Annotated in this window: 27 protein-coding genes; 8 read left to right on the top strand and 19 right to left on the bottom strand. The window is 70.3% G+C overall.

Annotated elements, in window-relative coordinates; all coding sequences use genetic code 11:
* Positions 1 to 164: 164 nt before the first annotated feature.
* The 6 genes from BLW84_RS43780 to BLW84_RS43755 form a co-directional block, all read right to left on the bottom strand.
* On the bottom strand, positions 165 to 452 hold the full coding sequence (locus tag BLW84_RS43780; protein ID WP_218157742.1) for a hypothetical protein: 288 nt from the start codon (positions 450 to 452) through the stop codon (positions 165 to 167).
* Positions 449 to 1,030, bottom strand: a complete 582-nt coding sequence (locus BLW84_RS43775; RefSeq protein ID WP_281247497.1) for an arylamine N-acetyltransferase — start codon at positions 1,028 to 1,030, stop codon at positions 449 to 451. The genes BLW84_RS43780 and BLW84_RS43775 overlap by 4 nt, the downstream gene beginning before the upstream one ends.
* A gap of 348 nt (positions 1,031 to 1,378) precedes the next feature.
* Entirely contained in the window at positions 1,379 to 1,771 is a 393-nt protein-coding gene (locus BLW84_RS43770) for a hypothetical protein (RefSeq protein WP_093278347.1), read from the bottom strand.
* Complete coding sequence (locus BLW84_RS43765; RefSeq protein ID WP_281247496.1) at positions 1,756 to 2,037, bottom strand: MarR family winged helix-turn-helix transcriptional regulator; 282 nt, start codon at positions 2,035 to 2,037, stop codon at positions 1,756 to 1,758. Before BLW84_RS43765 ends, BLW84_RS43770 begins: the two co-directional genes overlap by 16 nt.
* Positions 2,038 to 2,103: 66 nt before the next feature.
* Entirely contained in the window at positions 2,104 to 2,652 is a 549-nt protein-coding gene (locus tag BLW84_RS43760) for a heme-binding beta-barrel domain-containing protein (protein ID WP_093278343.1), read from the bottom strand.
* A 70-nt stretch (positions 2,653 to 2,722) separates the two neighbouring features.
* Entirely contained in the window at positions 2,723 to 3,649 is a 927-nt protein-coding gene (locus BLW84_RS43755) for a GntR family transcriptional regulator (RefSeq protein WP_093278353.1), read from the bottom strand.
* Between the two features lie 179 nt (positions 3,650 to 3,828).
* Here BLW84_RS43755 and BLW84_RS43750 point away from each other — a divergent pair, with 179 nt between their 5' ends.
* Positions 3,829 to 4,404: a GNAT family N-acetyltransferase gene (locus tag BLW84_RS43750; RefSeq protein WP_093278342.1), complete on the top strand. Its 576-nt coding sequence runs from the start codon at positions 3,829 to 3,831 to the stop codon at positions 4,402 to 4,404.
* 1 nt (position 4,405) lies between these two features.
* Positions 4,406 to 5,566 (top strand): C45 family autoproteolytic acyltransferase/hydrolase, encoded by a 1,161-nt coding sequence (locus BLW84_RS43745; RefSeq protein WP_093278340.1) that lies wholly within the window; start codon positions 4,406 to 4,408, stop codon positions 5,564 to 5,566.
* Between the two features lie 2 nt (positions 5,567 to 5,568).
* Here the strand turns inward: BLW84_RS43745 and BLW84_RS43740 are convergent, their stop codons facing one another.
* Positions 5,569 to 6,504 carry a LysR family transcriptional regulator gene (locus BLW84_RS43740; RefSeq protein ID WP_093278339.1) on the bottom strand — a complete coding sequence of 312 codons (936 nt, stop codon included), beginning with the start codon at positions 6,502 to 6,504 and terminating at the stop codon, positions 5,569 to 5,571.
* A 118-nt stretch (positions 6,505 to 6,622) separates the two neighbouring features.
* On the opposite strand from BLW84_RS43740, the gene mdlC reads away from it, so the two are divergent.
* The 3 genes from mdlC to BLW84_RS43725 are packed head-to-tail and all read left to right on the top strand — an operon-like array spanning position 6,623 to position 11,081.
* Complete coding sequence (mdlC, locus tag BLW84_RS43735; protein ID WP_093278337.1) at positions 6,623 to 8,209, top strand: benzoylformate decarboxylase; 1,587 nt, start codon at positions 6,623 to 6,625, stop codon at positions 8,207 to 8,209.
* Between the two features lie 43 nt (positions 8,210 to 8,252).
* Positions 8,253 to 9,578, top strand: coding sequence for an MFS transporter (locus BLW84_RS43730; RefSeq protein ID WP_093278336.1), 1,326 nt, complete (start codon positions 8,253 to 8,255; stop codon positions 9,576 to 9,578).
* Between the two features lie 42 nt (positions 9,579 to 9,620).
* Positions 9,621 to 11,081, top strand: a complete 1,461-nt coding sequence (locus BLW84_RS43725; protein WP_093278334.1) for an aldehyde dehydrogenase family protein — start codon at positions 9,621 to 9,623, stop codon at positions 11,079 to 11,081.
* 85 nt (positions 11,082 to 11,166) lie between these two features.
* Here the strand turns inward: BLW84_RS43725 and BLW84_RS43720 are convergent, their stop codons facing one another.
* The 7 genes from BLW84_RS43720 to BLW84_RS43690 form a co-directional block, all read right to left on the bottom strand.
* On the bottom strand, positions 11,167 to 12,336 hold the full coding sequence (locus tag BLW84_RS43720; RefSeq protein ID WP_093278333.1) for a 4-hydroxybenzoate 3-monooxygenase: 1,170 nt from the start codon (positions 12,334 to 12,336) through the stop codon (positions 11,167 to 11,169).
* Between the two features lie 182 nt (positions 12,337 to 12,518).
* Positions 12,519 to 12,797, bottom strand: coding sequence for a DUF6343 family protein (locus tag BLW84_RS43715; RefSeq protein WP_093278332.1), 279 nt, complete (start codon positions 12,795 to 12,797; stop codon positions 12,519 to 12,521).
* A 127-nt stretch (positions 12,798 to 12,924) separates the two neighbouring features.
* Complete coding sequence (locus BLW84_RS43710; protein WP_093278330.1) at positions 12,925 to 13,458, bottom strand: winged helix-turn-helix domain-containing protein; 534 nt, start codon at positions 13,456 to 13,458, stop codon at positions 12,925 to 12,927.
* A 278-nt stretch (positions 13,459 to 13,736) separates the two neighbouring features.
* A complete protein-coding gene (locus BLW84_RS43705) occupies positions 13,737 to 14,162 on the bottom strand; it encodes a hypothetical protein (RefSeq protein ID WP_093278329.1) in 426 nt (141 codons plus the stop codon).
* The gene (locus BLW84_RS43700) at positions 14,162 to 14,461 is read right to left on the bottom strand and encodes a YbaB/EbfC family nucleoid-associated protein (RefSeq protein WP_093278327.1); all 300 of its coding nucleotides are present in this window, start codon (positions 14,459 to 14,461) and stop codon (positions 14,162 to 14,164) included. The genes BLW84_RS43705 and BLW84_RS43700 overlap by 1 nt, the downstream gene beginning before the upstream one ends.
* Positions 14,458 to 15,525, bottom strand: coding sequence for a CHAP domain-containing protein (locus BLW84_RS43695; protein ID WP_093278326.1), 1,068 nt, complete (start codon positions 15,523 to 15,525; stop codon positions 14,458 to 14,460). Before BLW84_RS43695 ends, BLW84_RS43700 begins: the two co-directional genes overlap by 4 nt.
* Before the next feature lie 15 nt (positions 15,526 to 15,540).
* Positions 15,541 to 16,305 (bottom strand): DUF6507 family protein, encoded by a 765-nt coding sequence (locus BLW84_RS43690; protein WP_093278325.1) that lies wholly within the window; start codon positions 16,303 to 16,305, stop codon positions 15,541 to 15,543.
* A 276-nt stretch (positions 16,306 to 16,581) separates the two neighbouring features.
* Between BLW84_RS43690 and BLW84_RS48200 the strand changes: the two genes are divergently transcribed.
* Positions 16,582 to 16,740 (top strand): hypothetical protein, encoded by a 159-nt coding sequence (locus tag BLW84_RS48200; RefSeq protein ID WP_177227035.1) that lies wholly within the window; start codon positions 16,582 to 16,584, stop codon positions 16,738 to 16,740.
* Positions 16,741 to 16,745: 5 nt separating this feature from the next.
* On the opposite strand, the gene BLW84_RS43685 is transcribed toward BLW84_RS48200, so the two are convergent.
* The 5 genes from BLW84_RS43685 to qcrB form a co-directional block, all read right to left on the bottom strand.
* Positions 16,746 to 17,228, bottom strand: coding sequence for a DnaJ family domain-containing protein (locus tag BLW84_RS43685; protein ID WP_093278352.1), 483 nt, complete (start codon positions 17,226 to 17,228; stop codon positions 16,746 to 16,748).
* Positions 17,229 to 17,268: 40 nt separating this feature from the next.
* Positions 17,269 to 17,781 carry a mycothiol transferase gene (locus BLW84_RS43680; RefSeq protein ID WP_093278324.1) on the bottom strand — a complete coding sequence of 171 codons (513 nt, stop codon included), beginning with the start codon at positions 17,779 to 17,781 and terminating at the stop codon, positions 17,269 to 17,271.
* A gap of 145 nt (positions 17,782 to 17,926) precedes the next feature.
* Positions 17,927 to 18,952, bottom strand: a complete 1,026-nt coding sequence (locus tag BLW84_RS43675) for a CobW family GTP-binding protein (protein ID WP_093278323.1) — start codon at positions 18,950 to 18,952, stop codon at positions 17,927 to 17,929.
* 52 nt (positions 18,953 to 19,004) lie between these two features.
* Positions 19,005 to 19,919 carry a ribonuclease Z gene (locus BLW84_RS43670; RefSeq protein ID WP_093278350.1) on the bottom strand — a complete coding sequence of 305 codons (915 nt, stop codon included), beginning with the start codon at positions 19,917 to 19,919 and terminating at the stop codon, positions 19,005 to 19,007.
* Between the two features lie 33 nt (positions 19,920 to 19,952).
* A complete protein-coding gene (gene qcrB, locus BLW84_RS43665; protein ID WP_093278321.1) occupies positions 19,953 to 21,617 on the bottom strand; it encodes a cytochrome bc1 complex cytochrome b subunit in 1,665 nt (554 codons plus the stop codon).
* Between the two features lie 229 nt (positions 21,618 to 21,846).
* Between qcrB and BLW84_RS43660 the strand changes: the two genes are divergently transcribed.
* Positions 21,847 to 22,767, top strand: coding sequence for a dihydrodipicolinate synthase family protein (locus BLW84_RS43660; protein ID WP_093278320.1), 921 nt, complete (start codon positions 21,847 to 21,849; stop codon positions 22,765 to 22,767).
* Between the two features lie 28 nt (positions 22,768 to 22,795).
* The gene (locus BLW84_RS43655) at positions 22,796 to 24,760 is read left to right on the top strand and encodes a beta-galactosidase (RefSeq protein WP_245761796.1); all 1,965 of its coding nucleotides are present in this window, start codon (positions 22,796 to 22,798) and stop codon (positions 24,758 to 24,760) included.
* Positions 24,761 to 25,134 lie beyond the last annotated feature (374 nt).

The raw sequence follows: 25,134 nt of genomic DNA, 5'->3' as shown, positions 1-25,134 counted from the left end.
AAGTCTCTGGGCTGTCGAAGACCTCGTATGGGTGTCGCGCAGCGGGACGCGAACGAATGTGCGGCATCCCGTTGCGTTCCCCGCGGGATTCCTTCAGAACCCTGGAATCCGCAGCGAAACGGGGGTGCGTCCACAACGGACGCACCCCCGCACCACGCACCGGATCAGTACTTCGGCTGCACCCACAGCTGGTGCTGGCCGTTGTGCAGGTTCTCGCAGCGCCAGCCGACCCAGCGGCCCTGCGGTTTTCCCGCCTCGCCCGCCTTGGCGCAGTCGTGGTACGACGGGTAGGCCCCGGCCGGGACGAACGAGGCTGCGGACCACACCCTACTGCCTTGGCGGTGGTCAGGGCCTGGTGAGCCGGCCGCGCCCCGGCCCGAGCCCGCCGAGCCGGCCCGCAGGCGCATCGCGGCGATCACCGGCGCGCTGCCCTTGTCGCTGAACTGAATCACGCGTTGATCACTGCCTTGTCCGCGCGGTCCTCGTGCTGCGCGACGACCCGCCGCCACAGTCGCTCGCGCTCTTCGGCCGTGAACAGCGCTCTCGGGATCCCGAATACATCACCTACTGCAGTCCACCAGGCTCCGGGCGACTCGAGTACTTCTTTGGCGCCGTGGCAGTTCAGTGTTAAGGCTTTGAGGGAGTCGACGCCGGTCGCGTCGCGGCGTAACAGCATGCAGAGCCGGACGAAACTCGACTCCGGCGACGTCGACAGCCACGCGTACTTCTCGGCGAAGTCGGCCATCTCCGCCACGCCGGGCGCGAAGTCGAACCCGACGAAGGCACCCGACGGGTCGTGGTCGAACCGCCAGCCGCCCGGTGCCACCTCGGACGACCGGACCCGGTAGGTGTACGGGCCCTGGGTGTACGAGCCTTCGCGCAGCGGTAGCGGCAAATAGATGCCGTCGCCCAGTGCGGTGTCCACCAGCCATGCCGCTTCTGGGTCCTCCGGTAAGCCTGTGACTGTCAGCACCAGGTGATTCCGGCTGAGGTGCGGCGGGTCCGCTGTCGGACTAGGCAAGGCGACCACGTCCTCGAGGGCAAGGAACACCTCGAGGGAGACACGTCGCCGGGTGAGCTGGTCGCGGTGGGCCCGGCAAAGCGGCTGACGCCACGAGAAAAACGACCGCGGGCATCCCCGCACCAGGCAGTTCTCGACGCCTCCGGTCTTCCGTCTCGGGCCGTACTCAAGCTTGACGAACTCCTCCAAGGGCGGCTGGCCAGCGTCGTCCCACCGGTGCCGACAGCCCGAGCACTACTGCCAGGCAACGCTGACTTCGGAACACCCACTCACCCGGCAGGTGCGAGTACGCGAACCTGCGTCCGGCCCATGGCGGCCTCGCCTACTTCGGCTTCAACGAGCCTGCCAGGGCATACGTCAGAGCCGAGCCGATCGGACCCTGGCCTGCGAAAACGCACCTGCGGATGACCCATCTACCAATTCAACAATGTCAGTCACGATCGTCCGGCCGTAGGTGAACGACAGCCCGCGCCGCGCCAGCAGGCGCATGTCCAGGAACGGATCGCGGGCGCGCAGGCCCCACCAGACGGTCAGCGCAGCGGCCGGGGCCGCGACGCCCAGCCACCACCACTCCGGCGTCGCGGCCAGCGACAGCAACCAGAACATCAGCGCCGTGATCGAGACCGCGAACAGCAGCATGCCGATCGGGTCGACCTGCGCGAGGGCCTTCATCCGCCCGCCGCCCCGCGCGGGCGGATCAGCCGGGCCCCATCGCACGATCACCGCGCCGCCGATCAGCGCCAGCGGCACGTTGATCCAGAACACCCCGGCCCAGCCGAAGCCGCCGACGAGCGGCCCCGGTCCCGCAGGATCTGGCGGCGGCCGGCCTCGGTGATCCGGACGATGGCGGCCCGCCGGTCGGCCGGGTCGGTGTCGCGCTCGGCCAGCCCGGCATCGATCAGGTGCTGCACGATCCGGGCCATGGACTGCGGGGTGACCCGCTCGGCGGCGGCCAGCGCGCTGGCGGTCGCCGGACCGTCGCGCTCCAGGCGGCCCAGCACCGCCAGGCGCCCCAGGGTCAGCTCGCCGGACTCGCGCTCGGCGCGCAGCCGTCGCGCCAGGCGCAGTGCTTCTCTAATTGGTCAGAGGCGCTGCAGCTGGGCTGTGACGTGAGGTGTCATCGGCACGCCGACCATCGCGCGGCTCTCGGCGTAGCGGAGCGTGCCATCGGCGTCGAGAGCGTAACTGCGCTGCGCGGCCTCGACGTTCTTCGCGGTCGCTGCGCGGACGACGGTGTCGGTGGCGAGTTCCCAGCGCTGCGAGCTCGCCGTGCCGTAGAACAGTTCCAGGATTCCGGTGCAGTGGCTGATCAGCAGCTCCAGCTTCCCGTCGGGTTGCGGCCGCCACCAGCCGGTTTCCCACGCCGCCGGCCGCAGGACGTTGCCGTCGGCGTCGAGCAGCCAGGCCCGCGCCTCGTGGCGCAGGAACGGCCGCCCGTCGTGGGCGATCGTGACCTGCTGCCCGAACCGGTACGGCCCCTCGATGCTCGGGTAGTCGACTTCGCCGGCCCCGCGCCACACGCCGACCAGCTCCTGCAGCGGCGCACACGCGCCGTGCAGCGGCGGCCCGCTGCGCAGGTCCGTGGTCTCGGCCGGGATGGGCAGCGGAGCGTGCTCACTGGAAGAACCCATGCTGGCAGGGTAGCGGCACGATCAAGGCGGGTTCGCCGTCCACTGTGGAATCCGCTGTCGGCCCGGTTCGCTAGGGCCGGCGCGCCGGGGCGGTGCCGTGCTCCAGCCGGGCCTGCAGGCCGTCGAGATTGCGGGTCAGCGCGTGCTCGAAGAGGCCGTCGATGTCGTCGACGATCTCGCTGTCCAGACCTGCGAGCATGGGAAACCGCCCGGTCGCGTACAGCGCCCTCACCTGGTCGTCCAGCGACCGCCACCACTGCTCGGCGCCGACCCCGGTCGCCTCCTCTGCCTCGGCCTCGGATTCCCGGGACAGCGCGAGGCCGCGCACCATCGACGGCAGCGTCAGCGCCTCGCGCGCGATCTCGTCCGGGTCCAGCCCGAGGCCGTCCAGGGCTCGCAGGGTCCATTCGGTGTGTGCCATAGCTTCCGGCACCAGCTGTGGACGCGTCATGGACACCGCGCTCGCCAGCCAGGGGTGCCGCAGGTAGAGCTCCCACTGCGTCCGGCACACGAGTTCGAGTTTCGCCCGCCAGCCGGGCGGGCCCGGTTCCGGTAGCGGTCGTTCGAGGAAAGCGACGCGCATCATCTCGCGCACCAGCTCGTCCTTGCTCGCCACGTGCCGGTAGAGCGACATCGGGCCGACCCCCAGCTCGGCCGCGATCCGGCGCATGGACACCGCTTTCGTCCCTTCCGCGTCGGCCGCCGCCACCGCGGTGGCGACGATGCGCTGCAGGGTCAGGGCCGGTTCGGCCGGGCGGTCCGGTGGCGGCTGCGGCGGTGCGCTGACGACCGTGCCCGCGCCGCGCCGCGCTTCGACCAGCCCCTCGCGGCGGAGCTCGGCGAGCGCCTTCGTGGCGGTGGCCATGGCCACGCCCCATTCGCGGGTGATCGACCGGGTGGACGGCACGCGGTCGCCGGGGCGCAGTTCGCCGCGCGCGATGCGATCGCGGATCGCCGAAACGATCCGCAGGTACGGGGGCTCGGTCCCTTTGGTCATCAACACCTCCAACGGCATCGTAATCGTACTAGTGCACTATGTCGATGAACTAGTGCACTTCGTTCAGCTGATCCGGAAAGAGTGCCTATTTATAGTTGTTTTGCTCCGTTTTGCGCATCGGTTGACAGGATTGGATACGGTGTACCCATGATTGGGTACGGCGTATTGCGGAGGACTTGATGCACGATCCCGAAGTCGTCGTCGCCACGCTCGTGGCGGCGTTCGACGACGACCCGTTGACGAGCTGGCTGTTCCCCGATGCCGAAGCTCGGCGAGCGGCCCTGCCCCACGTCTTCGGTCCCGCGGTCGCGGCGTCGATCGAGGCGGAAGAGCTCGCCGTGGCCGGTGACGGCTCGGCGGTGGCGGTGTGGCTGCCGCCGGCGGACCACGACGCGGAGATCGCCGGCGACCGCGAGCTCCCGGCCTCGTTCCTGCCGCACCTCGAACGGCTGGAGATTTTCAACAGGCTCGTGCTGGCGCGGCATCCGCGCGGGCGCGTGCACCTCTACCTGCCGTTCCTCGGGGTCCTGCCGGGGCGGCGTGGCGCGGGCCTGGGATCCGCGCTGCTGGCCGACCGGCTGGCCCGGGCCGACGCCGAAGGCGTGCCCGCGTACCTGGAGGCGAGTTCGCCCCGCAGTCGGCCGCTGTACGAACGCCACGGCTTCCGCGACCTGGGGGAGCCGGTCGTGCTGCCCGGCGGACCACCGGTCTGGCCGATGTGGCGAGACCCGAAGACCAACGACGAGGAGAACTGACATGAGCGTGACGAGCGAGATCATCGCCGGGGGCGACGGCGACTTCATGACGGTGCGGAAGGTGACCGCGGCGGGCGGCCAGCGGGAGATCGGCCGCGCGTTGGCCGCCGAGGCCGTCGCGACCTTCGGCTGGGCGCCGGTCCTGGTCGACCCGGTGGTGAACCGGGCGCGACGAACCTGGTTCGAGCGGAACTGGCCGCAGCACCACGAGCGGATGCGCGGCGCGGCCGAGGCGGTCGGCGCCGACTTCGACGACGACCGGGTGCACCTCGACGGGCTCACCGGCGTGCCCAGCGGATCGGCCTGCTCGGTGACCTACCTCCGGCCGTCCGCGACGAAGGAGGGGCACGGGCTCTTCGGGCGCAACTACGACTTCTTCACCACCAGCGCCGAGGAGATCTTCGCGGCGCTCGGCGGGCCCGAACCGACCGCACCGCGGCCGCCGATGGCATCCACGCCCTACGTGATCAACAGCATCCCGGACGCCGGCCCGGGCACGACGGTGCTCATCATGAACGAGCTCGACAGCTGCATGGAGGGCATCAACGAGCACGGGCTCGCGGTGGCCCTGCTGATCGCCGACGCGGAGAACACCACGCCGCCGGTCGAGGCCGGCCCGCAGGTCGGGATCTCCTCGGCGCAGCTGCCCAGGTTCGTGCTGGACACCTGCGCCACGGCGGCCGAGGCGAAGCAGGCGCTGCTCGGCGCCAAGCAGTACGACCTGGGCGTGCCGCTGCACTACCTGATCGCCGATGCGGCGGGCAACGCGTTCATCTGGGAACGCGGCGACGCCGGCACCGAGCACATCGTCGACATCGACGGCGACGCCCTGTGCCTCACCAACCACCTGGTGCACAAGCAGCAGGCGGGAGAACTGCCGCCGGACAATGAGGAAACCCTGCGGACCTACGGGCGGTACCAGGAGTTGCTCGACCGCACCGGCGGCTCGGTGATGTCCGGGGAGCTGCTGCGCGCGACCCTCGACGAGATCGGTTTCGACGCCACCAACGCCGGGCTCTACCCGGTCCGGACGCTCTGGCGCACGGTGTTCGACCTCGACGAGCGCACCATGTCGACGCGGTTCTACCTCGGCGACACCGCGACCGGCGGCCTCCGGCACAGCGCCGAGCTGACCTTCGGTCCCGGCCTGCTGGCGGGCTGACCTCAGCCCCGCGCCGCCGAACCCTCGCTGTCCGATGTGGACGGTTCGCGGCGCAGGGTCTCGCGGACGAGGTCGCGCAGCCAGTCCGTGCCCGGCGCGGGAATGGCCCGCCGGTACGTGTAGAGCGCGACCTCGACCGTGGGGATCTCGAACGGCAGCTCGAAGGTCCGCACCCGCGACGAGCGGGTGAACAGGCCCGCGACGCCGCTGGGCACCGCCGAGAGGTAGCGGGTGCGGGCGAGCAGCTCGGGCAGCACCGCGAAGTGCGGCACCCGCGCCGCGACCTCGCGGCGGTGCCCGAGCCGGGTCAGCTCCTGGTCCGCGTCGACGTGCCCGGCGGCCGGATCCACCACGATGTGCCGTTCCCGCAGGTACTCGTCCAGAGTGGGGCGCTCGCCGATGCGCGGGTGATCGCGGGCGATCAGCCCGACGTAGCGCTCCTGGAACAACCCGTCGCGGCGCAGGTCCGGCGCGTCGATGCGCGGCGTGCAGATGACGGCGTCGGTGCGTCCCTGGCGGAGCTGCTGCGGCGCGGCGGCCATGTCCAGCGGCGTGACCTCGACGGCGCAGCGCGGCGCCTGCTCCTCCAGCCGGGCCAGGATCGGCGGCAGCAGGCTGATCTCGCCCAGGTCGGTCGCGCAGATCCGGAAAGTGCGCGCCGACGTGGCCGGGTCGAACCGGCCCGCCCCGGACACCGTCTCGTCGATCACCTCCAGCGCCTGCTGCAGGCGCGGGTACATCCGCTCCGCGATCTCGGTCGGCGCGAGGCCGTCGGGGGAGCGGGTGAACAGCTCGTCGGCGAACTGGCGCCGCAGCCGGCGCAGCGCGTGGCTCACCGACGGCTGCGTGATGAACAGCGCCTCGGCGGTCTTCGTCACGCTGCGGGTCTCGTAGAGCAGCACGAACGTGCGCATCAGGTTCAGGTCCACGTCCACCACGCAGCGAGAATAGTTCCTGTCTATGTCGGGATCAACAGCATTCATTAGGACTATGACCACTGCCTGCCTAGGGTGGCGGGCATCACCGAAAGGCCCACCGAGCCGGAAGCGAGCAACGATGCCCGACGTGCGCCAGGCGACCTACGACCTGCTGCGATCGCATGATCTGACCACGATCTTCGGCAATCCCGGATCCAACGAGCTGCCGTTTCTGGCCGGCATGCCTGCGGACTTCCGGTACGTGCTCGGGCTGCACGAGGGCGCCGTGCTGGCGATGGCCGACGGGTACGCGCTGGCCCGCGGCGGATCGGCGCTGGTCAACCTGCACGCGGCGGCCGGTACCGGGAACGCGCTGGGCCCGCTGACGAACTCGGTGTACTCGCACAGCCCTCTGATCATCACCGCCGGGCAGCAGGTGCGCTCGACCATCGGCCAGGAGGTCATGCTGGCCAACGTCGACGCCGCGACGCTGCCGAAGCCGCTGGTGAAGTGGAGCTGCGAACCGGCGTGCGCGCAGGACGTGCCGCGCTCGATCAGCCACGCGATCCACATCGCGAACCTGCCCGCGAAGGGCCCGGTGTACGTGTCGGTGCCCTACGACGACTGGAGCCAGGAGGCGCCGCCGGAAGCCCGGCACCTGTTGGAGCGCACCACCGGCACCGCCGGTTCGCTCAGCGCGGCGCAGCTCGCCGACCTGGCCGGCGCGCTGGACGCGGCCGAGAGCCCGGTGCTGGTGCTGGGGCCGGAGGTCGACGCGCAGTGCGGCAACGACGACGCCGTGCGGCTCGCGGACCGGCTCGGCGCGCCGGTGTGGATCGCGCCCTCGGCGTCGCGCTGCCCGTTCCCGACCCGGCACCGCAGCTTCCGCGGCGTGCTGCCCGCCGCCGTCCAGGGCGTCACCGACGCGCTGGCGGGCCACGACCTGATCTTGGTCGTCGGCGCACCGGTGTTCCGCTACCACCAGTTCGTGCCCGGCGAGTACCTCCCGGCGGGCGCCCGGCTGATCCAGCTGACCGGCGACCCGGGCGAGGCCGCGCGGGCGCCGATGGGGCAGGCGCTGGTCGGCGACGTCAAGGACGCGCTGGCCAGGCTGGCCGAAGCCGTCACCGCCGGGCGCCGCCCGGAGCTGCCGCCGCTGCCGGAACACCCGCCCGCGCCCTCGGGCGGCGACCGGCTGCACCCGGCGGAGCTGTTCGAGGTGCTGCGGGAGAACGCGCCGGCGGATGCCGTCTACGTCAAGGAATCCACCGCGACGGCCGCCGATTTCTGGGCCCAGATGGACCTTTCGGGGCAGGGCAGCTACTTCTTCCCGGCCTCCGGCGGACTCGGCTTCGGGCTGCCCGCCGCCGTCGGCGCGCAGCTGGCCCACGGCGACCGGCAGGTGATCGGGCTCATCGGTGACGGCTCGGCCAACTACGGCATCACCGCGCTGTGGACGGCCGCGCAGTACGAGATCCCGGTGATCATCGTGATCCTGAAGAACGGCACCTACGGCGCGCTGCGCTGGTTCTCGAAGGTGCTCGACGCGGGCGAGACGCCCGGCATGGACGTGCCCGGCATCGATTTCGTGCAGATCGCGGGCGGCTACGGCGTCGCGGCGACCTCGGTGCGCACCCGCGCGGAGTTCGCCGACGCCCTGGCCGCCGCGCTGCGCTCCGGAAAACCGGCCGTGATCGAGGCCGAGACCGAACTCACCGAACCCTGACCAGCCGTTCCCCTACGGCAGCGGAACCCCGAGGAAAAAACAGATGGCCCGGCAAACAGTTGGGGCCGTGGTCGGCGACGCCCGGCTCAACGGCTTCCACATCAAGGTCCTGATCATGTGCTCGCTGCTGATGATCGTGGACGGATACGACATGGTGTCCTACGGCACCGTGATCACGCACCTGATGGACGAGTGGCGCATGGACCCGGTGACCGCCGGGACGCTCGGCTCCGTCGCGCTGGTCGGCATGCTGGTCGGCGGCCTGTTCGTGGCGCCGCTGGCCGACCGGTACGGCAGGCGGCCGCTGATGATCACCTGCGTGACCATCGCCAGCATCGCGTCGTTCAGCTGCGCGCTGGCCACCGGCCCGGCGCAGCTGGGCGTGCTGCGGTTCGTCGTCGGCGTGTCGCTGGGCGCGCTGGTGCCCAACTTCAACGCGCTGGCCGGTGAAATCGCGCCGCGGCGCGCGAAAGCGCTGTTCGTGACGCTGGTTTCGTCGTTCTACTCGGTGGGCGGGATCGCGGCCGCGGTGTTCGCCATCTACATCGAGCCGCTGTGGACCTGGCGCGGCGTGTTCTACGTGGCGGCGATCCCGCTGCTGATGGTGCCGTTCCTGCTGCGCCACCTCCCGGAATCACCGGACTTCCTGGCCGCCCGCGGCGACCGGGAGCGGCTGCTGGTCGTGCTGCGCAAGATCGACCCGGCCGCGGAGCTCGACGACGTGGTCGTCGAACGGTCCACCGCGGCGGGCAAGGCCCGGCTCCGGCAGCTGTTCGCCGGCGGCAACGCGATCAACAACGTGCTGATCTGGGTCTTCTTCGCGATGTGCATGCTGCTGAGCTACGGGCTCAACACGTGGCTGCCGAAACTGATGCAGACCGCCGGCTACCCGCTGGGCTCCGCGCTGTGGAACCTGGTGGTGCTCAACCTGGGCGGCATGGTGGGAGCCATCGCGGGCGGCTGGATCGCGGACCGCTGGAACTACCGCAACACGCTGGTGGCGTACTTCGTGCTGGCGTCCGCGTCGCTGATCGGCCTGTCGTTCAACCCGAACTCGGTGGTGCTCAACGTGCTGCTGTTCGTCGCCGGGGCGGCGACGGTCGGCGTGCTGGCGATCATCCACGCGTTCGCCGTGGAGTACTACCCGGCCGCGGTGCGCTCCACCGGCGTCGGCTGGGCCGCCGGGATCGGCCGCATCGGCGCGATTGGCGGCCCCACTCTCGGCGGCGCGCTGTTGGCGCTGGAACTGCCGTTCCAGCAGAACTTCATCGCCGTCGCGGTTCCCGGTGTCATCGGCGCGGTCGCCGTGGCGCTGGTGGCCGGGAAGAAGTTCCGCACCCCCGAACCGGAGCGGGCAGCCGCGAGCTGACCAGGACCGCAAGTTCGATTCGCTTGAGAAAGGCCGTTGTACATGACGATTCTGGATGTCGAACGCTGGGCGAAGCGCGTTTTCACCGGCAGCTGGAGCACGGCGAGCGGCACCCCGACGGAGGTCGTCGAGCCGGCGACCGGCCAGGTGCTGGGCCACGTCGGCGCCGCCACGCCCGGTGACATCGACGAGGCGTGCGCCAAAGCGGCGGCCGCGCAGCGGGAATGGGAGAACACGCCGTTCGAGGAGCGCGCCGCGATCATGCGCCGCGCCGGGCGGCTGTTCGAGGAGCACGCCGAGGAGATCCGCCGCTGGATCATCCGCGAGGCCGGTTCGATCCCGCCGAAGGCGGAGCTGGAGGCGCACAGCGCGGCCAACGAGTGCTTCGAAGCGGCCGCGCTGCCGTCCCACCCGGCCGGTTCGCTGCTGCCGTCCGCGGACGGCAGGTTGAGCCTCAGCCGCCGGGTGGCCGCCGGGGTCGTCGGCGTCATCGCGCCGTTCAACTTCCCGCTGATCCTGTCGATCCGCGCCGTCGCTCCGGCGCTGGCGCTGGGCAACGCCGTGGTGCTCAAGCCCGACACCCGGACCGCGGTGTGCGGCGGCGTGGTGCTGGCCGCGATCTTCGAGGCCGCCGGCGTCCCGGAAGGCGTGTTCCAGATGCTGCCGGGTGGCGCCGACGCCGGGGCGGCGCTGGTGGCCAACAAGCACACCCGCGTCATCGCGTTCACCGGCTCGACCGCCGCCGGCCGCAAGGTCGCCGAGGCCGCCGCGACCCACTTGAAGCGCGCGCACCTGGAGCTCGGCGGCAACAACGCGCTGATCGTGCTGCCGGACGCCGACGTCGCCGCCGCCGCGTCGGCGGGTGCATGGGGATCGTTCCTGCACCAGGGGCAGATCTGCATGGCCGCGGGCCGGCACCTGGTGCACGAGTCCATTGCGGACGAATACGTGGCCGCGCTCGCCGAGAAGGCCCGCAACCTGCCGGTCGGCGACCCGAACACCGCCGAGGTGGCGCTGGGGCCGATCATCGACGAGCGGCAGCGCGACAACATCCACCGGCTGGTCACCGAAAGCGTCGCGGCGGGCGCGACGCTGGCCGCCGGCGGCGAGTACGACGGGCTGTTCTACCGGCCGACGGTGCTCGGCCACGTTCGCCGTGACACCCCGGCGTTCTGCGACGAGATCTTCGGCCCGGTCGCGCCCGTACTGCGCTACCGCACGGTCGAGGAAGCCGTCGAGATCGCGCGCGACACCGAGTACGGCCTGTCGCTGAGCGTGCTCGGCGGCGACGCCATGGCGGCGTGGGAGGTCGCCAAGCAGATCCCCAGCGGCTTGGTGCACGTCAACGACCAGACCGTCGGGGACCACGCGCACATCCCGTTCGGCGGCGTGGGCGCCTCCGGCAACGGCGGTCGCGTCGGCGGCGCGGAGGCCAACCTGGAGTCGTTCACGGAAACCCAGTGGGTCACCATCCAGGGCAAGATCCAGCAGTACCCGTTCTGATCGGCATCGACGACCGGCTCGACCTCGGGGAGGTCGAGCCGGTCGTCGCTGTTCCACTGGATGGGCATGACCGGCGCACTGGCGGTCAGTCGAAGGGCGTGCCGACGTAGTTCTCTGCGAGCAGGGTGCGGCCGGCGCGGGAGCGGGTGACGGTGTCGAGCTCCGCGAGCTGGCGGTTGTGGTCGAAGCCGCTGGCCTCCGGCATTCGGTGCAGCATCGACGTCATCCACCACGAGAAGTGCTGCGCCCGCCAGACCCGCCGCAGCGCCGTGGCGGTGTAGGCGTCGAGCGCGGTGCGGTCGCTCTCGGCGAAGAAGCGGGCCATGGCGCGGGAAAGCACGTACACGTCGGCGATCGCGAGGTTCATGCCCTTCGCGCCGGTCGGCGGCACGGTGTGCGCGGCGTCGCCCGCCAGGAACAGGCGGCCGTGCTGCATCGGCTCGCAGACGAAGCTGCGGAAGTGCAGCACCGACTTCGAGAAGATCGGGCCCTCCTTGATCTGCGCGCCCTCCACCCGGGTGTGCAGCTCCTGCCAGATCCGGTCGTCGGACCAGTCCTCGACCGTGTCGTTCGGGTCGACCTGCAGGTAGTGCCGCTGCACGGTCGCCGAGCGGGTGCTGATCAGGGCGAAGCCGTTGCGGTGGTGCGCGTAGATCAGCTCGTCGGAGGACGGCGGCGCCTCGGCGAGGATGCCGAACCAGGCGAATGGATACTGCCGGAAGTGGTCCTGCCGCGGATTCGGCGCCGGGATCAGGAACCTGGTCATCGTGCGCGATCCGTCGCAGCCCGCCACCAGCCCGCAGGTCAGCTCCTGCTCGACGCCGTCCTGGGTGAAGCGGATCGTCGGCGCGTCGCCGGTGATGCCCGCCACCTGCACGTCGGAGACGCCGAAGCGGATGTCGCCGCCGTCGGCGAGGCGCTTGGCGATCAGGTCCTTGAGGACCTCGTGCTGCGGGTAGATGGTGACGCCGCGGCCGCCGGTGAGGCCGGCGAAGTCGATGCGGTGCCCGCGGCCGCCGAAGCGCAGCTCGATGCCCTCGTGCACCATGCCCAGCTCGCGGACTCGGTCGCCGACGCCGATCTCGGTCATCAGGTCCACGGAGCTCTGCTCCAGCACGCCCGCGCGGATGGTGCCCTCGATCTCCTCGCGGGTGCGGGTGTCGAGGACGACGGACCCCACGCCGCGCTGGTGCAGCAGGTGCGAGAGCATCAGCCCCGCGGGTCCCGCCCCGACGATCCCGACCTGGATCTCCATGTGCCGCTTCCCTTCTCGTGCCGCTGCGGCACCGGTGCACCTCGATGTGACCGGCACCGCATGCCGGCCCCCACCATCGGTTGCGGGCCGGGGGAGAAGGAACGCCCCTTTCCGTTCAGCGGAAGGCCGATCGCGGCCGTCGGTCAGCGAGCGGTGGCCTCCTCGGCCACGAATGCTCTTGCTCAGCCGGGTTCGCCGCGTCGCTTGCGGTGGACGACCCAGCCGAGGTCGACCGCGGCGACCACCGCGAGCACGACCAGCGCCCAGCCCAGCCAGGCCAGCTCCGGCACCGCCAGGAACACCAGGACCGCCGCGCCCGCGCAGAACACCAGGCCGAATCCGGCCAGCCAGATCCGCAGCGTGAGGGCGCTGCGGGCGTACGGCGCCCCGGCGAATCCGGCCAGGGGATCGTGATAGCCCGGCAGGCCCCGCTCGTACTCCTCGCGCTTGCGCTTCGGCATGCCACCCGGCTACCCATTCCGGCTCGGTTGCTCACCTGATCGCCGGGCTGGGACTGGGTCGCCGGCCTGGAGAACCAGCGGACGTTCCTGTCCGCGACGCCCGCTACGTCGCCCGGAAGCTGTCGGCCTACAACGCGTAGGGGTCGGGCTCGATCTCGACCTCCGAGGTGTGGTCCACCCGGTAGCCGACCCCGCGCACCGTGGTGATCAGGTCCAGGCCGGGGCCGAGCTTGCTGCGGATCCGCCGGACGTGCACGTCCACGGTGCGGGTGCTCGGCGAGCTGTTGAGGTGCCACACGGCGTTGAGCAGCGCGCCGCGCCGGTGCACCCGTCCCGGGTTCTCGCACAGGAACAGCAGCAGGTCGAACTCCAGCCGGGTGAAGTCGATGAACGTCCCGTCGGCCCGCACGACTCGGCGCGGGGCGACCAGGATCCGCAGGGCGGGCTCCACCGGGGCGGGCAGCGCGCGCAGCCGCGGCGCCTGCGGCCGGGCTTGCACCTCCACAGTGGACTGGCCTGGTATCTCGGCCAGGGCGCGGATCTTCCGGGCGAAATCGCGTTCCAGCGAGGCCAGATCTCGTTGCGGGACGACGAACCGGGCGGTCACCTCGATCACCGCGCCACCGTCCGCCGGTTCCAGGAATGCGGCTTCCAGCGTCATTGCACAGGTCTCCGTCTCATCGCGGCGCGGGCGCATCCCGGCGCCGGGCGAACAACAGCAACCCGGCGGCTCGGGCGAACGCGGCGCCGGGGCGAGGAGATCAGGTGCGCGGACAGGCCGCGGAAGCGACCCACAGCAGGTCGATGTGCGCGCGCTGCACGAGCAGCGGTCCCGGCGTCATGAGGTTGATCAAAGCAGCGTCGGAGATTTCCGTCAAAGCCGTTCACATCGCGAGAAACTGCGCCCCATTCGGGTGCGGATCGTGGGTATCGCTTCGGTTACCAGGTTTCCTGTTTCATGCTGCCCCAGCTGACGTCTTCGTCGTCCCAGGTGGGTTCCGCGCGGGGTGCTGGTCCGGGTTCCTCGGGCTGTTCTTCGATGCTGTTGATGTAGTCCACCATCGCCGTGGCCACGTCCGCCCCGCAGCCCGCCTGGATCGCGAGCACACCCTGCTGCAGGGAATCCGTGCACGCTTCACCGCTGAGCCGGGCGATCTCCGCCGCCAGCCGCTCCGGTCCGAGCGCGAGCGCCCGGTCGTCGATCTCCAGATCCACCAGCATTCCCTGTAGATCCACCGACAGCGAGATGCCCGAATCCTGCGCGCTGCCGCGGATGGCGTCCAGGCCCGCCGCGAGTTCGGTGGACGGCACGATCGTCTCGGCGATCTCGATCAGCTCGTCGATGGTGCGTTCGTCCTCGCGCATCAGCGCCTCCCCTCATCCGCAGCCGCGGCCTGGTCGTCGTTCGGAACCTCGTCGTACGCAGCCAGTCCCAGCACGGCGAAGTCCTCGTCGGACAATCCGCCCAACTGCGCCCGGATGGCCTCCTCGGCGTCCTGGTTGGCGTGTCTGCCGGCTTCCCGGACCAGGGTCAGGATCGTTTTCGCCAGCTTCGCGCCGCCGAGCTGGAGCGCCGCGGGTTCCAGCTCCACCGACCGGAGCGCACCGCCGGGCGCCACCTCGACCGACACCCCGTCGCGCTGGACACGTCCAATGATCGTCACTTCGGGTGCACCCCTCCGTAGAACTTGCCGGCGTCCTTGGGCAGCGTGTAGGTGCGCCGTTCGACCTGGTCGCCGGAGTTGCCCTCGATCGTGGTGATCTTGTTGCCGTCGACCTTCTCGATGATGCCGATGTGCGTGCTGGCGCCCTGGCTGGGACCGCTGCCGAACAGCAGCGCGTCGCCGGGGCGCGCCTGGCCGGCCAAGTCGCCCCGGTTGTAGGCGGTGCCCTGTTCCTGGCCCCACTTGTAGACGTCCCCGGTGAACCCGTACTTCGGGATGTCCACACCCGCTTCCCGCCACATCGAGGTGGCGAAGTAGGAGCACCACGGCTGCCCGGTCGGACCCCACTTGTTCTGGTTGTTGGCGCCTTCGTGGTAGCCCAGGTGCTTGCGGGCGTTGTCCAGGATGTCGTCGGCCTTGGCGGAGTCCTTGCCCTTTTCCTTGGGCTTCTCGTCCTTCTCCCGCTGGCCGCCCTCGCTGGGCTTGGTCTGTTCCTTGTGCGGGTCGGCGACACCGTCGGAGTCGACTTCCTTGAGCAGCGCGCGGAGTTTCTTCGCCGCTTCGGTCATCTCGTCGCGGGCGTCCTTGAGCTCGCCGCCGGACTCCTTGATGTATCCACCGGCCAGGTCGGAGATCTGGGCCACAGCCTTCATCAGCCCGGCCGGTGCGGCGATGCCGGCGGCGGCCAGCCCGGCCTGTACCAGCTGACCGGCCTTGCCGATGAAGTCCTCGACGAGGTTGCCGACGGTGCTGTGCCTGTTCTCAAGCGCTTTGGTGACCTCGGCGACGATCTGGGCGCCCTTGGCGCTGGCCTCGGCGGTAACCGCGAGGTCCTTGTCGAACTTCTCCGACCGCTTCTCGAAGCCCGGCGTAGCGTCGCTCTTCCAGCCGCTCAACATCGTGCCGGCGGCCTGCTTGTGCGCCTCGCGCTGCTCCTGGATGGCGCTGGCCGCGGATTCCAGGGCGGCTTGGGCGCGTTGGACCTCGCCAGCCTTGCCTTCGAGCTTTCCCTTGTGGGTGATCAGCTCGCTGGCGAACTTCGTCGCGACTCCATGGGGATCCACTTCGGACTCTCCTGGTCAACTCATGATGCGTTTGAGCTCTTTGGCGGAATTCTCGTCTATCTCCTGGTACACCTTGGCCGCGTCGGTGGTGGCCGCACCGAGTTCGCGCGCGTTGGACGCGGTGGCCCGGACCTGCTTCTCCAAGCTCTTGCTGAAATCCCCCAGCGCGTCGGAGAACCCGGTTTCCTGGCCGACTTTGCCGAAACTGTCCTTGGCGATGCCGGTCACTGCGTGCACGGTCTTCTTGCCGGCCCCGTCGAGGCTGTCGGCGATGCCGTCGACCTGCTTTGTGTAGTTCCGCAGGCGCTCGGGTTCCACGGAGAAGCCGCCACCGGAGCCCTTGCCGCCACCGGAGCCCTTGCCGCCATCGGAACCCTTGCCGCCATCGGACCCCTTGCCCTTGCCGTTCTTGTCGACCTTCCCGGCTGCCTTCTCCGCCTCGTCGAGGTGCTTCTTGTAGGCGCCGTTGGTGTAGGTCGACCACGGTTGGAAGTTCTTGCCGTTGCCGGCGATATCGTAGGCGGCCTTGGCGTTCTCGGCGGGGTCGAACAGGTCCTTGTTCGAGTCGAGGTCGAACTGCTTGCGGCGGGCAGGACCCATGTCTCCAAGCATGTTGATCTGCCACAACCCGTAGGAGTTGTCCGGGGGGGTGCCGTTGTGCGACTGGGTGTCCCCGCCGGATTCGGCCATGGCCACGGCCACCGCAGTGGTCAGGTTGTCGCCGCGGAAGCCTGCGTTGTAGGCGTGCTGCGCGATCTGTTCTGAGGTCAGCTGACTCACGAACCGAGTATGGATTGAAAACCCTTGTCAGCGGCGAATTTTCGGTGGTATTGGACTGTTCGGCCAACTTTTGCCGCCCTTGAGAGTAACCAATATATACCTTTTGGGGTAGTTCAATTGGTGCTGGTGGGTGCTTCTGTTCGCTATTCAGACGATTCTGCTGGGCTGGATGGCCCATGCTCGGTGCGGGTCCTGTGCGGGCAGCGCCACGTGCAGGGGCACAGGCGACTCGGGGCTGTCCAGGGAACGCCCAGCAGCGCCACCACGGCTTGGACGGTGACGTCGTCGATCATCGCGATCTTCGCCGAGAGCGGCGGCGCCGCGCGGCAGTACTGCGAGGATGTCGAGGTCGGCATGGGCGGCGTGAACGTGCCGATCCCGGTAGCCGCTGCGCTTTCCGTGGAACAATTGATGGGAAAAGGCGGGAACCGCTGACCGGATCAACGGCGGAAGCGTTGCCACCAAGGGGTCTTCCGCGGCGCGGGATCGTTCGGCGCTGGTGCGGGCTGGTGCACCGGCTCGGGCCGGCCGGCGCGCCACGAAGCGACCACCTCGTCGACGTTCACCGGGCCGATGGCCACCTGCGGCCCGGTCGGTGCGCGGAGGTGCTCGACGATGCGGCGGTTCAGGTCGGCCGCCACGTCGCGAACGGCCTGCTCGGTGGCCAGGTCGCGCACCTCCTCGGGCAGCCGCTCGACCTCCTTGTGGAGCTGCAGCGGGGTGGGCAGCAGCGCGTCACCGGAGAGGCCCTCGCGGCGGATGTAGTCCTTGACCCACCACTGGTCGTCCAGCGGCGCGCCCGCGCCGGGCAGCGGCTTGCCCGCGCCGGGCAGGTCGTCGAAGTCGCCGCGCTCCTGCGCCGTCCGGATCTGCTTGTCGACCCATGATTCGAACGTGACACCGGGTGGCTTGCGCTCGGTCATGCCCCGATTGTCGGCCACGGCGCCGCCGCGATGCCACCGGCTAGCCGACGCGTTCGAGGATGCCGCGGATGAAGGCGGCCTGTCCGGCGTGCTGCAGGTCGTCGGCGATCACGCTCACCAGCCGCACGCCGAGCGTCACCGGGGGAGTCCACCCGGCGTCCACGACCTCCGCGAGGTCGTCGTCGGTCAGCCCCGCGACGAACTCGACGGTCCGAGCATGGACCGCGTCGTGGTACCCGGTCAGCAGCTCGCCGGAGTCGACGCGGACGTCGGCGACCTCGTCGGGATCGTGGCCGTAGCCGATGTCCTCGTGCGCGAACGGCAGCCCGAAGCGCCCCAGCCAGTCCTGCGCGGTCCAGGCCTGCTCCGCCGCGGCCACGTCCGAGACGTGGTCGTCCTGCACCCTGGTCAGGTGCCACACCAGCCAGGCGATCGAGTTGGCCTCCGGATCGACCCGGTACGCGAGCTGGTCGGGATCCAGGCCCGACACGGTCTCGTGCACCACTGCGCGGATCCGGTCGAACGCATCGACGAGCACTTCGGCGCTGGACATCCGCCCACCGTACGGCCGCCGCCGGGATCCGGCAGAAGATCCACAGTGGACGCTAGCTGGGCAGTGCGCCGACCCCGGCCACCGCGCGGCTCTCCCGCGCCTGCTCGTCGGAGACCGGCCGGCCTGCGCGATCGGCTTCGCAAGATCAGGTTCGGGTGTACTTGAGCACATCCAGCATGCTGTGCTCGTCCGCGGGGTCGGGTTCGCCGACGCAGGCGGCCAGGTCGCGGCGCACCCGGTCCTGGTCCAGGCCGGAGCCGATCACCACGAGCTGCGTCCGCCGCTGTTCGCCTCGGCCCCACCGCGACCGCTGGAACCGCAGGAAGTCGCCGACGGTGTGCAGCGTGAACTTCTGCCCCTGTCCCGGAGCGCCGAAGTGCACCTGGCCCTTCATCCGGTAGACGCCGTCGGGGCGGTCGTCGAGGAACCGCATCAGCGCCCGCGGGTGCACCGGGTCGTCGGCGGCGAACTCCACGCTCTGGTACCCGGTGTGCAGGTGCTCGTGGCAGTCGTCGGGTTCGGCCAGCAGCTCGTCGAAGGACAGCTGGCGTGCGACGTCCTGCCGTTCGCGGACCGCCCCGCGGTCGAATAGCAGCGCCGGGTCGACGCGGCCGTGCGAGGTCGGTAGCACCGGTTTGCCGCCGGCGAGCCCGCCCACCAGCTCGGCCAGCCGTCGCTGATCGGATTCGGCGACGCGGTCGATCTTGTTCAGCAGCACCAGATCCGCGAAGCGCAGGTGCTGGTCGATCTCGGGGTGGCGGCGCCGGGTCGCGTCGAACTCCGCGGCGTCGACCACCTCGACCAGCCCGCCGTAGCCGAGGCGGGGGTTGGTGCTGTTCAGCAGCAGCCGGACCATGCCGCGCGGGTCGGCCAGGCCGCTGGACTCGATCACGATGACGTCGATGTCGCTGCCGGGCCGCGCGAGCCGGGCCAGCAGGTCGTCGAGTCCGCTGGCGTCGACGGCGCAGCACAGGCAGCCGTTGCCCAGCGAAACCGTGGAGTCGACCTGCCCGGCGACGCTCAGCGCATCGATGTTGATCTTCCCGAAGTCGTTGACCACGACGCCGATCCGGGCGCCCTGCGGGTTGCGCAGCAGGTGGTTGAGCAGGCTGGTCTTCCCGGCCCCGAGGAATCCCGCGACGATGATGACCGGGATCGGTTGCCGAACCAAGGAATCCGCCTTCCACGCGACTGCTGACCGCCCGGCAGCATAGCGATGCGGGTCATCCGCGCTTCGGGACCGGGATGCGTTGCAGGTCTTCGGCCACCACCACCTGGCCGTCGAACACGGCCGCGGCCTCGTCGTGGAAGCGTTGCGGATCCGAATAGCGCTGCGAGAAGTGGGTGAGGACCAGGGTTCGCACGCCGCACTCGGCGGCGACCCGGGCCGCCTGGGCGGCCGTGAGGTGGCGGTACTCGTCGGCCAGCCGCGCGTCCTCGTCCAGGAAGGTCGACTCGATCGCCAGCAGGTCGGCGCCCTCGGCGATGGCGAACACGCCGTCGCAGAGCCGGGTGTCCATCACGAACCCGAACCGCTGCCCCGGCCGCAGCTCGCTGACCTGCTCCAACGTCACCTGGCCGGCTTCGGTGCGGAGCACCTGCTCGCGCTGGAGCTGCCCGACGGCGGCCCCGCGCACCCCGTACCGGGCCAGCCGCTCCGGCACCATGCGCCGGCCGTCCGGCTCCACCAGCCGGTACCCGAACGTCTCGATCCGGTGGTCCAGCCGCACCGCCTCCAGCGTGCCGAACGGGCCGGTGGCGATCACGCCCTCCCGTTCGATCGGCCGCTCCTGCAGGTCGACCACCTCGTCGAAGGCCGAGGCGTAGCGCAGGCTGCGGAAGAAGCCGGCCCCGCTCGCCGGGTAGTGCGCGTGCACCGGCCGCCGGACCCGGTCCAGCGACAGCCGCTGGACCACGCCCGGCACCCCGAGGCAGTGATCCCCGTGGAAGTGGGTCAGGCAGATCCGGTCGATGTCGTGCGCGCTGACCCGCGCGTGGATCATCTGCCGCTGCGTCCCCTCGCCGGGGTCGAACAGCAGGCCGGTGCCGTCCCAGCGCAGCAGGTAGCCGTTGTGGTTGCGGGACCGCGTCGGCGCCTGGCTCGCCGTGCCCAGCACGATCAGTTCCCGATTGGACACCCGCGGCACCCTACGGCACCCGCGCCACGGCGATCACCGCTCGGGCGCCTGCGGGCGACCGGACCGGATCTCGACCTCCGCCTCCCTAGCGGTGCGTTCCCGATCCGCCTCGGCCTGGCGGGCGGCGTCGAGCGCCTCGGTCTCCTCGCGCGGATCGGGCACCAGCAGGCTGCCGGGCACCGACCGGCCGGCGGCGCCGAGCTGGTTCATCTTCTTCGGCACCGGGCTGCCCTGGTAGGGCAGCGGCGCCGGGTGCCCGTGCTCGTCGACCGGACCCAGCGGCTGGTGCACCTCGATGAACTCGCCGTGCGGCAGGCGCTTGATGATGCCGGTCTCCACGCCGTGTTCGAGCACGTCGCGGTCGGTGCGCTGGAGGCCCAGGCAGATCCGGTAGGTGACGTAGTAGGCGATCGGCGGCGCGAGCAGCACGCCGATCCGGCCCGCCCAGGTCGTCATGTTCAGCGACAGCCCGAACACGAAGGCGATGACGTCGTTGACCCCGGACAGCAGCACCACCACGAAGAACGTGATGGCCATGACGCCCAGCGAGGTGCGCACCGGCGCGTCGCGCGGCCGTTGCAGCAGGTTGTGGTGGGCGGTGTCGCCGCTGAGCTTGCGCTCCAGGAACGGGTAGATGATCGCCACGGTGAACACCAGGCCGAGCCCGATGACGAGCGGGAAGAACACCGCCGGAATGGTGTAAGGCCCGAGGTAGACCTCCCACGGCGGCCACAGCCGGCCCATCCCGTCGGTCCAGATCATGTACCAGTCCGGCTGGGAGGCCGCCGAGATCATCGACGCCACGTACGGGCCGAAGTTCCAGATCGCGTTGATCTGGAAGATGCCGCTCATGATCGCGAGCACGCCGGTGATGATCAGGAACAGCCCGGTGCTCTTCACCGCGAACACCGGCATGATCCGCACGCCGTCCACATTGGACTCGGTGCGCTTCGGGCCGGGGTACTGGGTGTGCTTCTGGTACCAGACGATCGCCAGGTGCGCCGCGACCAGGCCGAGGATGAGGCCGGGCAGCAGGAAGACGTGGAACAGGTAGAACCGCGGGATGATCTCGGTGCCGGGGAACTCCCCGCCGAAGAGCATCCACTGCAGCCAGGTGCCGATGACCGGGACCGAGAGCACGATGCCGGAGGCGATCCGCAGCCCCGTGCCGGAGAGCAGGTCGTCGGGCAGCGAGTAGCCGATGAAGCCCTCGAACATGCCGAGGAAGAACAGCAGGATGCCGATGGTCCAGTTCACCTCGCGCGGTCGCCGGAACGCGCCGGTGAAGAAGATCCGGAACATGTGCACCACGATCGCGGCCATGAACACCAGCGCAGCCCAGTGGTGCAGCTGGCGCGCGAACAGCCCGCCGCGGACGTCGAAGGAGATGTCCAGCGTGCTCTCGAACGCGCGGGACATCGACACCCCGCGGAGGTTCTGGTAGACGCCGTTGTAGGTCACCTCGGTCATCGACGGGTCGAAGAACCACGCGAGGTAGGTGCCGGTGAGCACCAGGATGACGAAGCTGTACAGGGCGAGCTCGCCGAGCAGGAACGACCAGTTCGACGGGAACACCTTGCTGATCTGCCGCCGCATCCCCGCTGCCAGGCGGAACCGCAGGTCCGCCTCGTTCGCCTGGTGGCGGATCTTCCGGAACAGCTTGCTCTCGGGCTTGGTGGGCTGCGTCAACCTGCTCATGTCGGCTCCCGGCACCGCGCTGCGAGCCACCGACGGGCGTCGAATCCGCGAACTCCCGCCGATCGGCTGGGCGAAACGACACTGCGCGGATACGAGCGTACTGCGTCGGTTTGCCACCGGCAGCCGGGCGACTGGTCGAACCACCGGTTACTTGTCAGGGGCGGTCCGAGCCGATAGCGTCAGGACATCCTACGTCCTACGTCTTCCTGATCGGCAACAGAGGAGTGGTATGGCCGAGCTGGCCGGCGGAGTGATCCCGCCGCTGTGCACACCGCTGACCCCGGACCGCGAGATCGACGTGCCGTCGCTGGAGAAGCTCACCGGCCACCTGCTCGACGCCGGGGTCCACGGGCTGTTCGTCACGGGCTCGACCGGCGAGGTCGGCTACCTGCCGGATGCGGCGCGGCGCCGCGTTCTGGAAGTCGTCGCCGGAGTGGCGGCCGGCGCGGTGCCGGTGCTCGCGGGCGTCATCGACACCGCCACTCCGCGGGTCGTCGAGCACGCGCGGGCCGCGCTGCGGTGCGGCGCCTCCGCGCTGGTCGCCACGGCGCCGTTCTACGTCCCGACCCATCCGGTCGAGATCCTGACGCACTTCCGCCAGATCCGCGCCGCCGTCGACCTACCGCTGCTGGCCTACGACATCCCGGTCTCGGTGCACACCAAGCTCGCCCCGGAAACGGTCGTCGAGCTTGCGGCGGACGGCACGCTCCGCGGCCTGAAGGACTCCAGCGGCGACCTCGACGGCCTGCGCACCGTGCTGGAAACCCTGCCGGACCGGGACTTCCTGGTGTTCAGCGGCTCCGAGACGATGGCCGACACGAGCCTCCAGCTCGGCGCGCACGGCCTGGTGCCGGGCCTGGGCAACGCCGACCCGAGCGGCTACGTCCGGCTCTACGACGCCGCGGCCGCGGGGGAGTGGCAGCAGGCCGCGACCGAGCAGGCGCGACTGCGGCGGCTCTTCCGGCTGATCGGCGTCGGCGCCCGCCCGATGAGCCGGTACTCCTCGGCGATCGGCGCGTTCAAGGAGGCGCTGGTGCAGCTGGGCGTGATCGAGCACGGCACGACCAGCGTGCCGATGGTGTCGCTCGACGACGCCGAACGAGCCGAAGTCCGCCGACACCTGGTCGAGGCCGGCCTGCTCCAGGCCTGACCGACCCCGCCGAAGGGAGCGTCAAGTCGTGACCGAGAACCTGCGCGGCCTGCCGGAGAGGCTGGGCCGCATCGCCTACGGCGGGGACTACAACCCGGAGCAGTGGCCCGAAGAGGTGTGGGCCGAGGACGTGCGGCTGATGAAGCAGGCCGGGGTGTCGCTGGTCAGCGTCGGGATCTTCGGCTGGGCGCTGGTGGAACCCCGGCCCGGCGAGTTCGACTTCGGCTGGTTCGACCGCGTGCTGGACAACCTCGCCGAGGCCGGGATCTCCGCCGCGGTGGCCACCATGACCGCGTCACCGCCGCCGTGGCTGGCGAAGCTGCACCCGGAAACCCTGCCACGGCGCGCAGACGGCACGGTCCTCTGGCCCGGGGCGCGGCAGGCGTACTGCCCGTCCAGCCCCGTCTACCGGGAGCACGCCACGCGGCTGGTGAGCCGCATCGCCGAGCGCTACGCCGACCACCCCGCGCTCGCGCTGTGGCACATCGGCAACGAGTACGGATGCCACGTCCGCGCCTGCTACTGCGACATCTCCGCGGCGGCGTTCCGGGAATGGCTGCGCGAGCGCTACGGCGGCATCGCCGAGCTCAACGACGCGTGGTCGACGAAGTTCTGGTCGCAGCGCTACGACGACTTCGACGAAGTGCTGCCGCCGCGCACCGCGCCCACCTTCGCCAACCCCACGCAGCAGCTCGACTTCGCCCGGTTCTCCTCGGACACGATGCTCGACCTGCTGCGCATGGAGAAGGCCGTGCTGCGGGCGGCGACGCCCGACGTGCCGGTGACCACCAACCACGTGCCGCTGGCGAAAACCCTCGACCTGCACCGCTGGGCGTCCGAAGTGGACGTCGTCAGCTACGACTCCTACCCGGACCCGCACGACCCGCAGGCGCACGTGCTCGCCGCGCTGTCCTACGACGTCATCCGGTCGCTGCGCGGCGGCCAGCCGTGGCTGCTGATGGAACAGGCGCCGTGCGCGGTGAACTGGCGCGAGCGCAACGGCGTCAAGCAGCCGGGCCAGATGCGCCTGTGGAGCTGGCAGGCCGTGGCCCAGGGTGCCGACGCCGTGATGTTCTTCCAGTGGCGGCAGTCCAAGGGCGGCGCCGAGAAGTTCCACTCGGCGATGGTGCCGCACACCGGGCCGGACAGCCGGACCTTCCGCGAAGTGGCCGGCCTCGGCGCGGAACTCGCGGAAACAGGCTCGCTCGTCGACACCCGTCCCGACAACGACGTGGCGCTGGTGCTGGACTGGGAGAGCTGGTGGGCCCTGGAGCTGAACTCGCACCCGGCCACGCTGGACCAGCTCGACGCGTTCCTGGCGCACTACTCGCCGCTGTTCGACGCGAACATCGGCTGCGACGTCGTGCACCCGGACTCGGACCTGTCCGGCTACCGGCTGGTCGTGGTGCCGAACCTGTACCTGACCAGGGCCGAAACCGCGGCGAACCTGACCGAGCACGTCCGGCGGGGCGGGCACCTGCTGGTGTCGTTCTTCTCCGGCATCGTCGACGAATCCGACCAGGTCCACCTGGGCGGGTACCTGGGGCCGTTGCGGGAGGTCCTCGGCGCGCACGTGGCCGAGTTCTGGCCGTTGGCGGATGGGGAGTCGGTCGGGGTTTCGGTGCTGGATTCCGCCGAGCGCGGGGTGCTGTGGTCCGAGGACATCGTGGCGGACGGGGCCGAGGTGGTCGGGCGGTTCACCGACGGCGGGTTGGCCGGTGGGGCCGCTTTGACCCGGAACTCCTTCGGGGATGGCGTGGCCTGGTACCTCGGGACCCGGTTGGGCGCCGAGGGGATGCGAGCCTTGCTGGATCGGGTTGTGGAGGACAGCGGGGTTTCGCCCGTGGTGGCCGGGTTGCCGGCGGGGGTGCAGGCCGTTCGGCGGGGTGGGCGGGTTTTCCTGCTCAACCACAACGTTGGGAGCGTTGCGGTTTCCGTTGCGGGGGGCCGGGTCGAGATTCCCGGGTTCGGGGTGGAGGTTCTGGCGGGGTAGGGGTTGGGGTGGGGTTGGGACTTTTAGGGGTTCGGCGTGTTTTGGGGCCATCCCCACGATTGGTGGATTGTGGGGGCTGCGTTCCGGAGGTCAAGCCCGGCCTGGCGGCCGCCCCTTCGGGGGTGAACGGCTTGACATCCGGAACGCAGCCCCGGTTCGGCTTTGTATCGCGGGGATGGCCCGGAGTGGGCTGGCTCGTTCGCGGCTTTCGTCGCCGGGTGAGGTTTTCGGGTTGGCTGGGGCTGTTGGGGGTTTGGTTTCGGGTCGATTCGTTCCAGGGCTTCGGTTCGCAGTCCGGTGTCGCGTCGCATCGGGGGCGCGATTTCTCGAGAAATTGACCGCCGCCCGGGTGGACGCTGATTTCTCGCGAAATT

The sequence above is a fragment of the Saccharopolyspora shandongensis genome (genome assembly GCF_900106995.1).
GTDB lineage: Bacteria > Actinomycetota > Actinomycetes > Mycobacteriales > Pseudonocardiaceae > Saccharopolyspora > Saccharopolyspora shandongensis.
The sequence above is the reverse complement of the archived record's forward strand: the minus strand, read 5'-3'. Positions and strand labels throughout refer to the sequence as shown.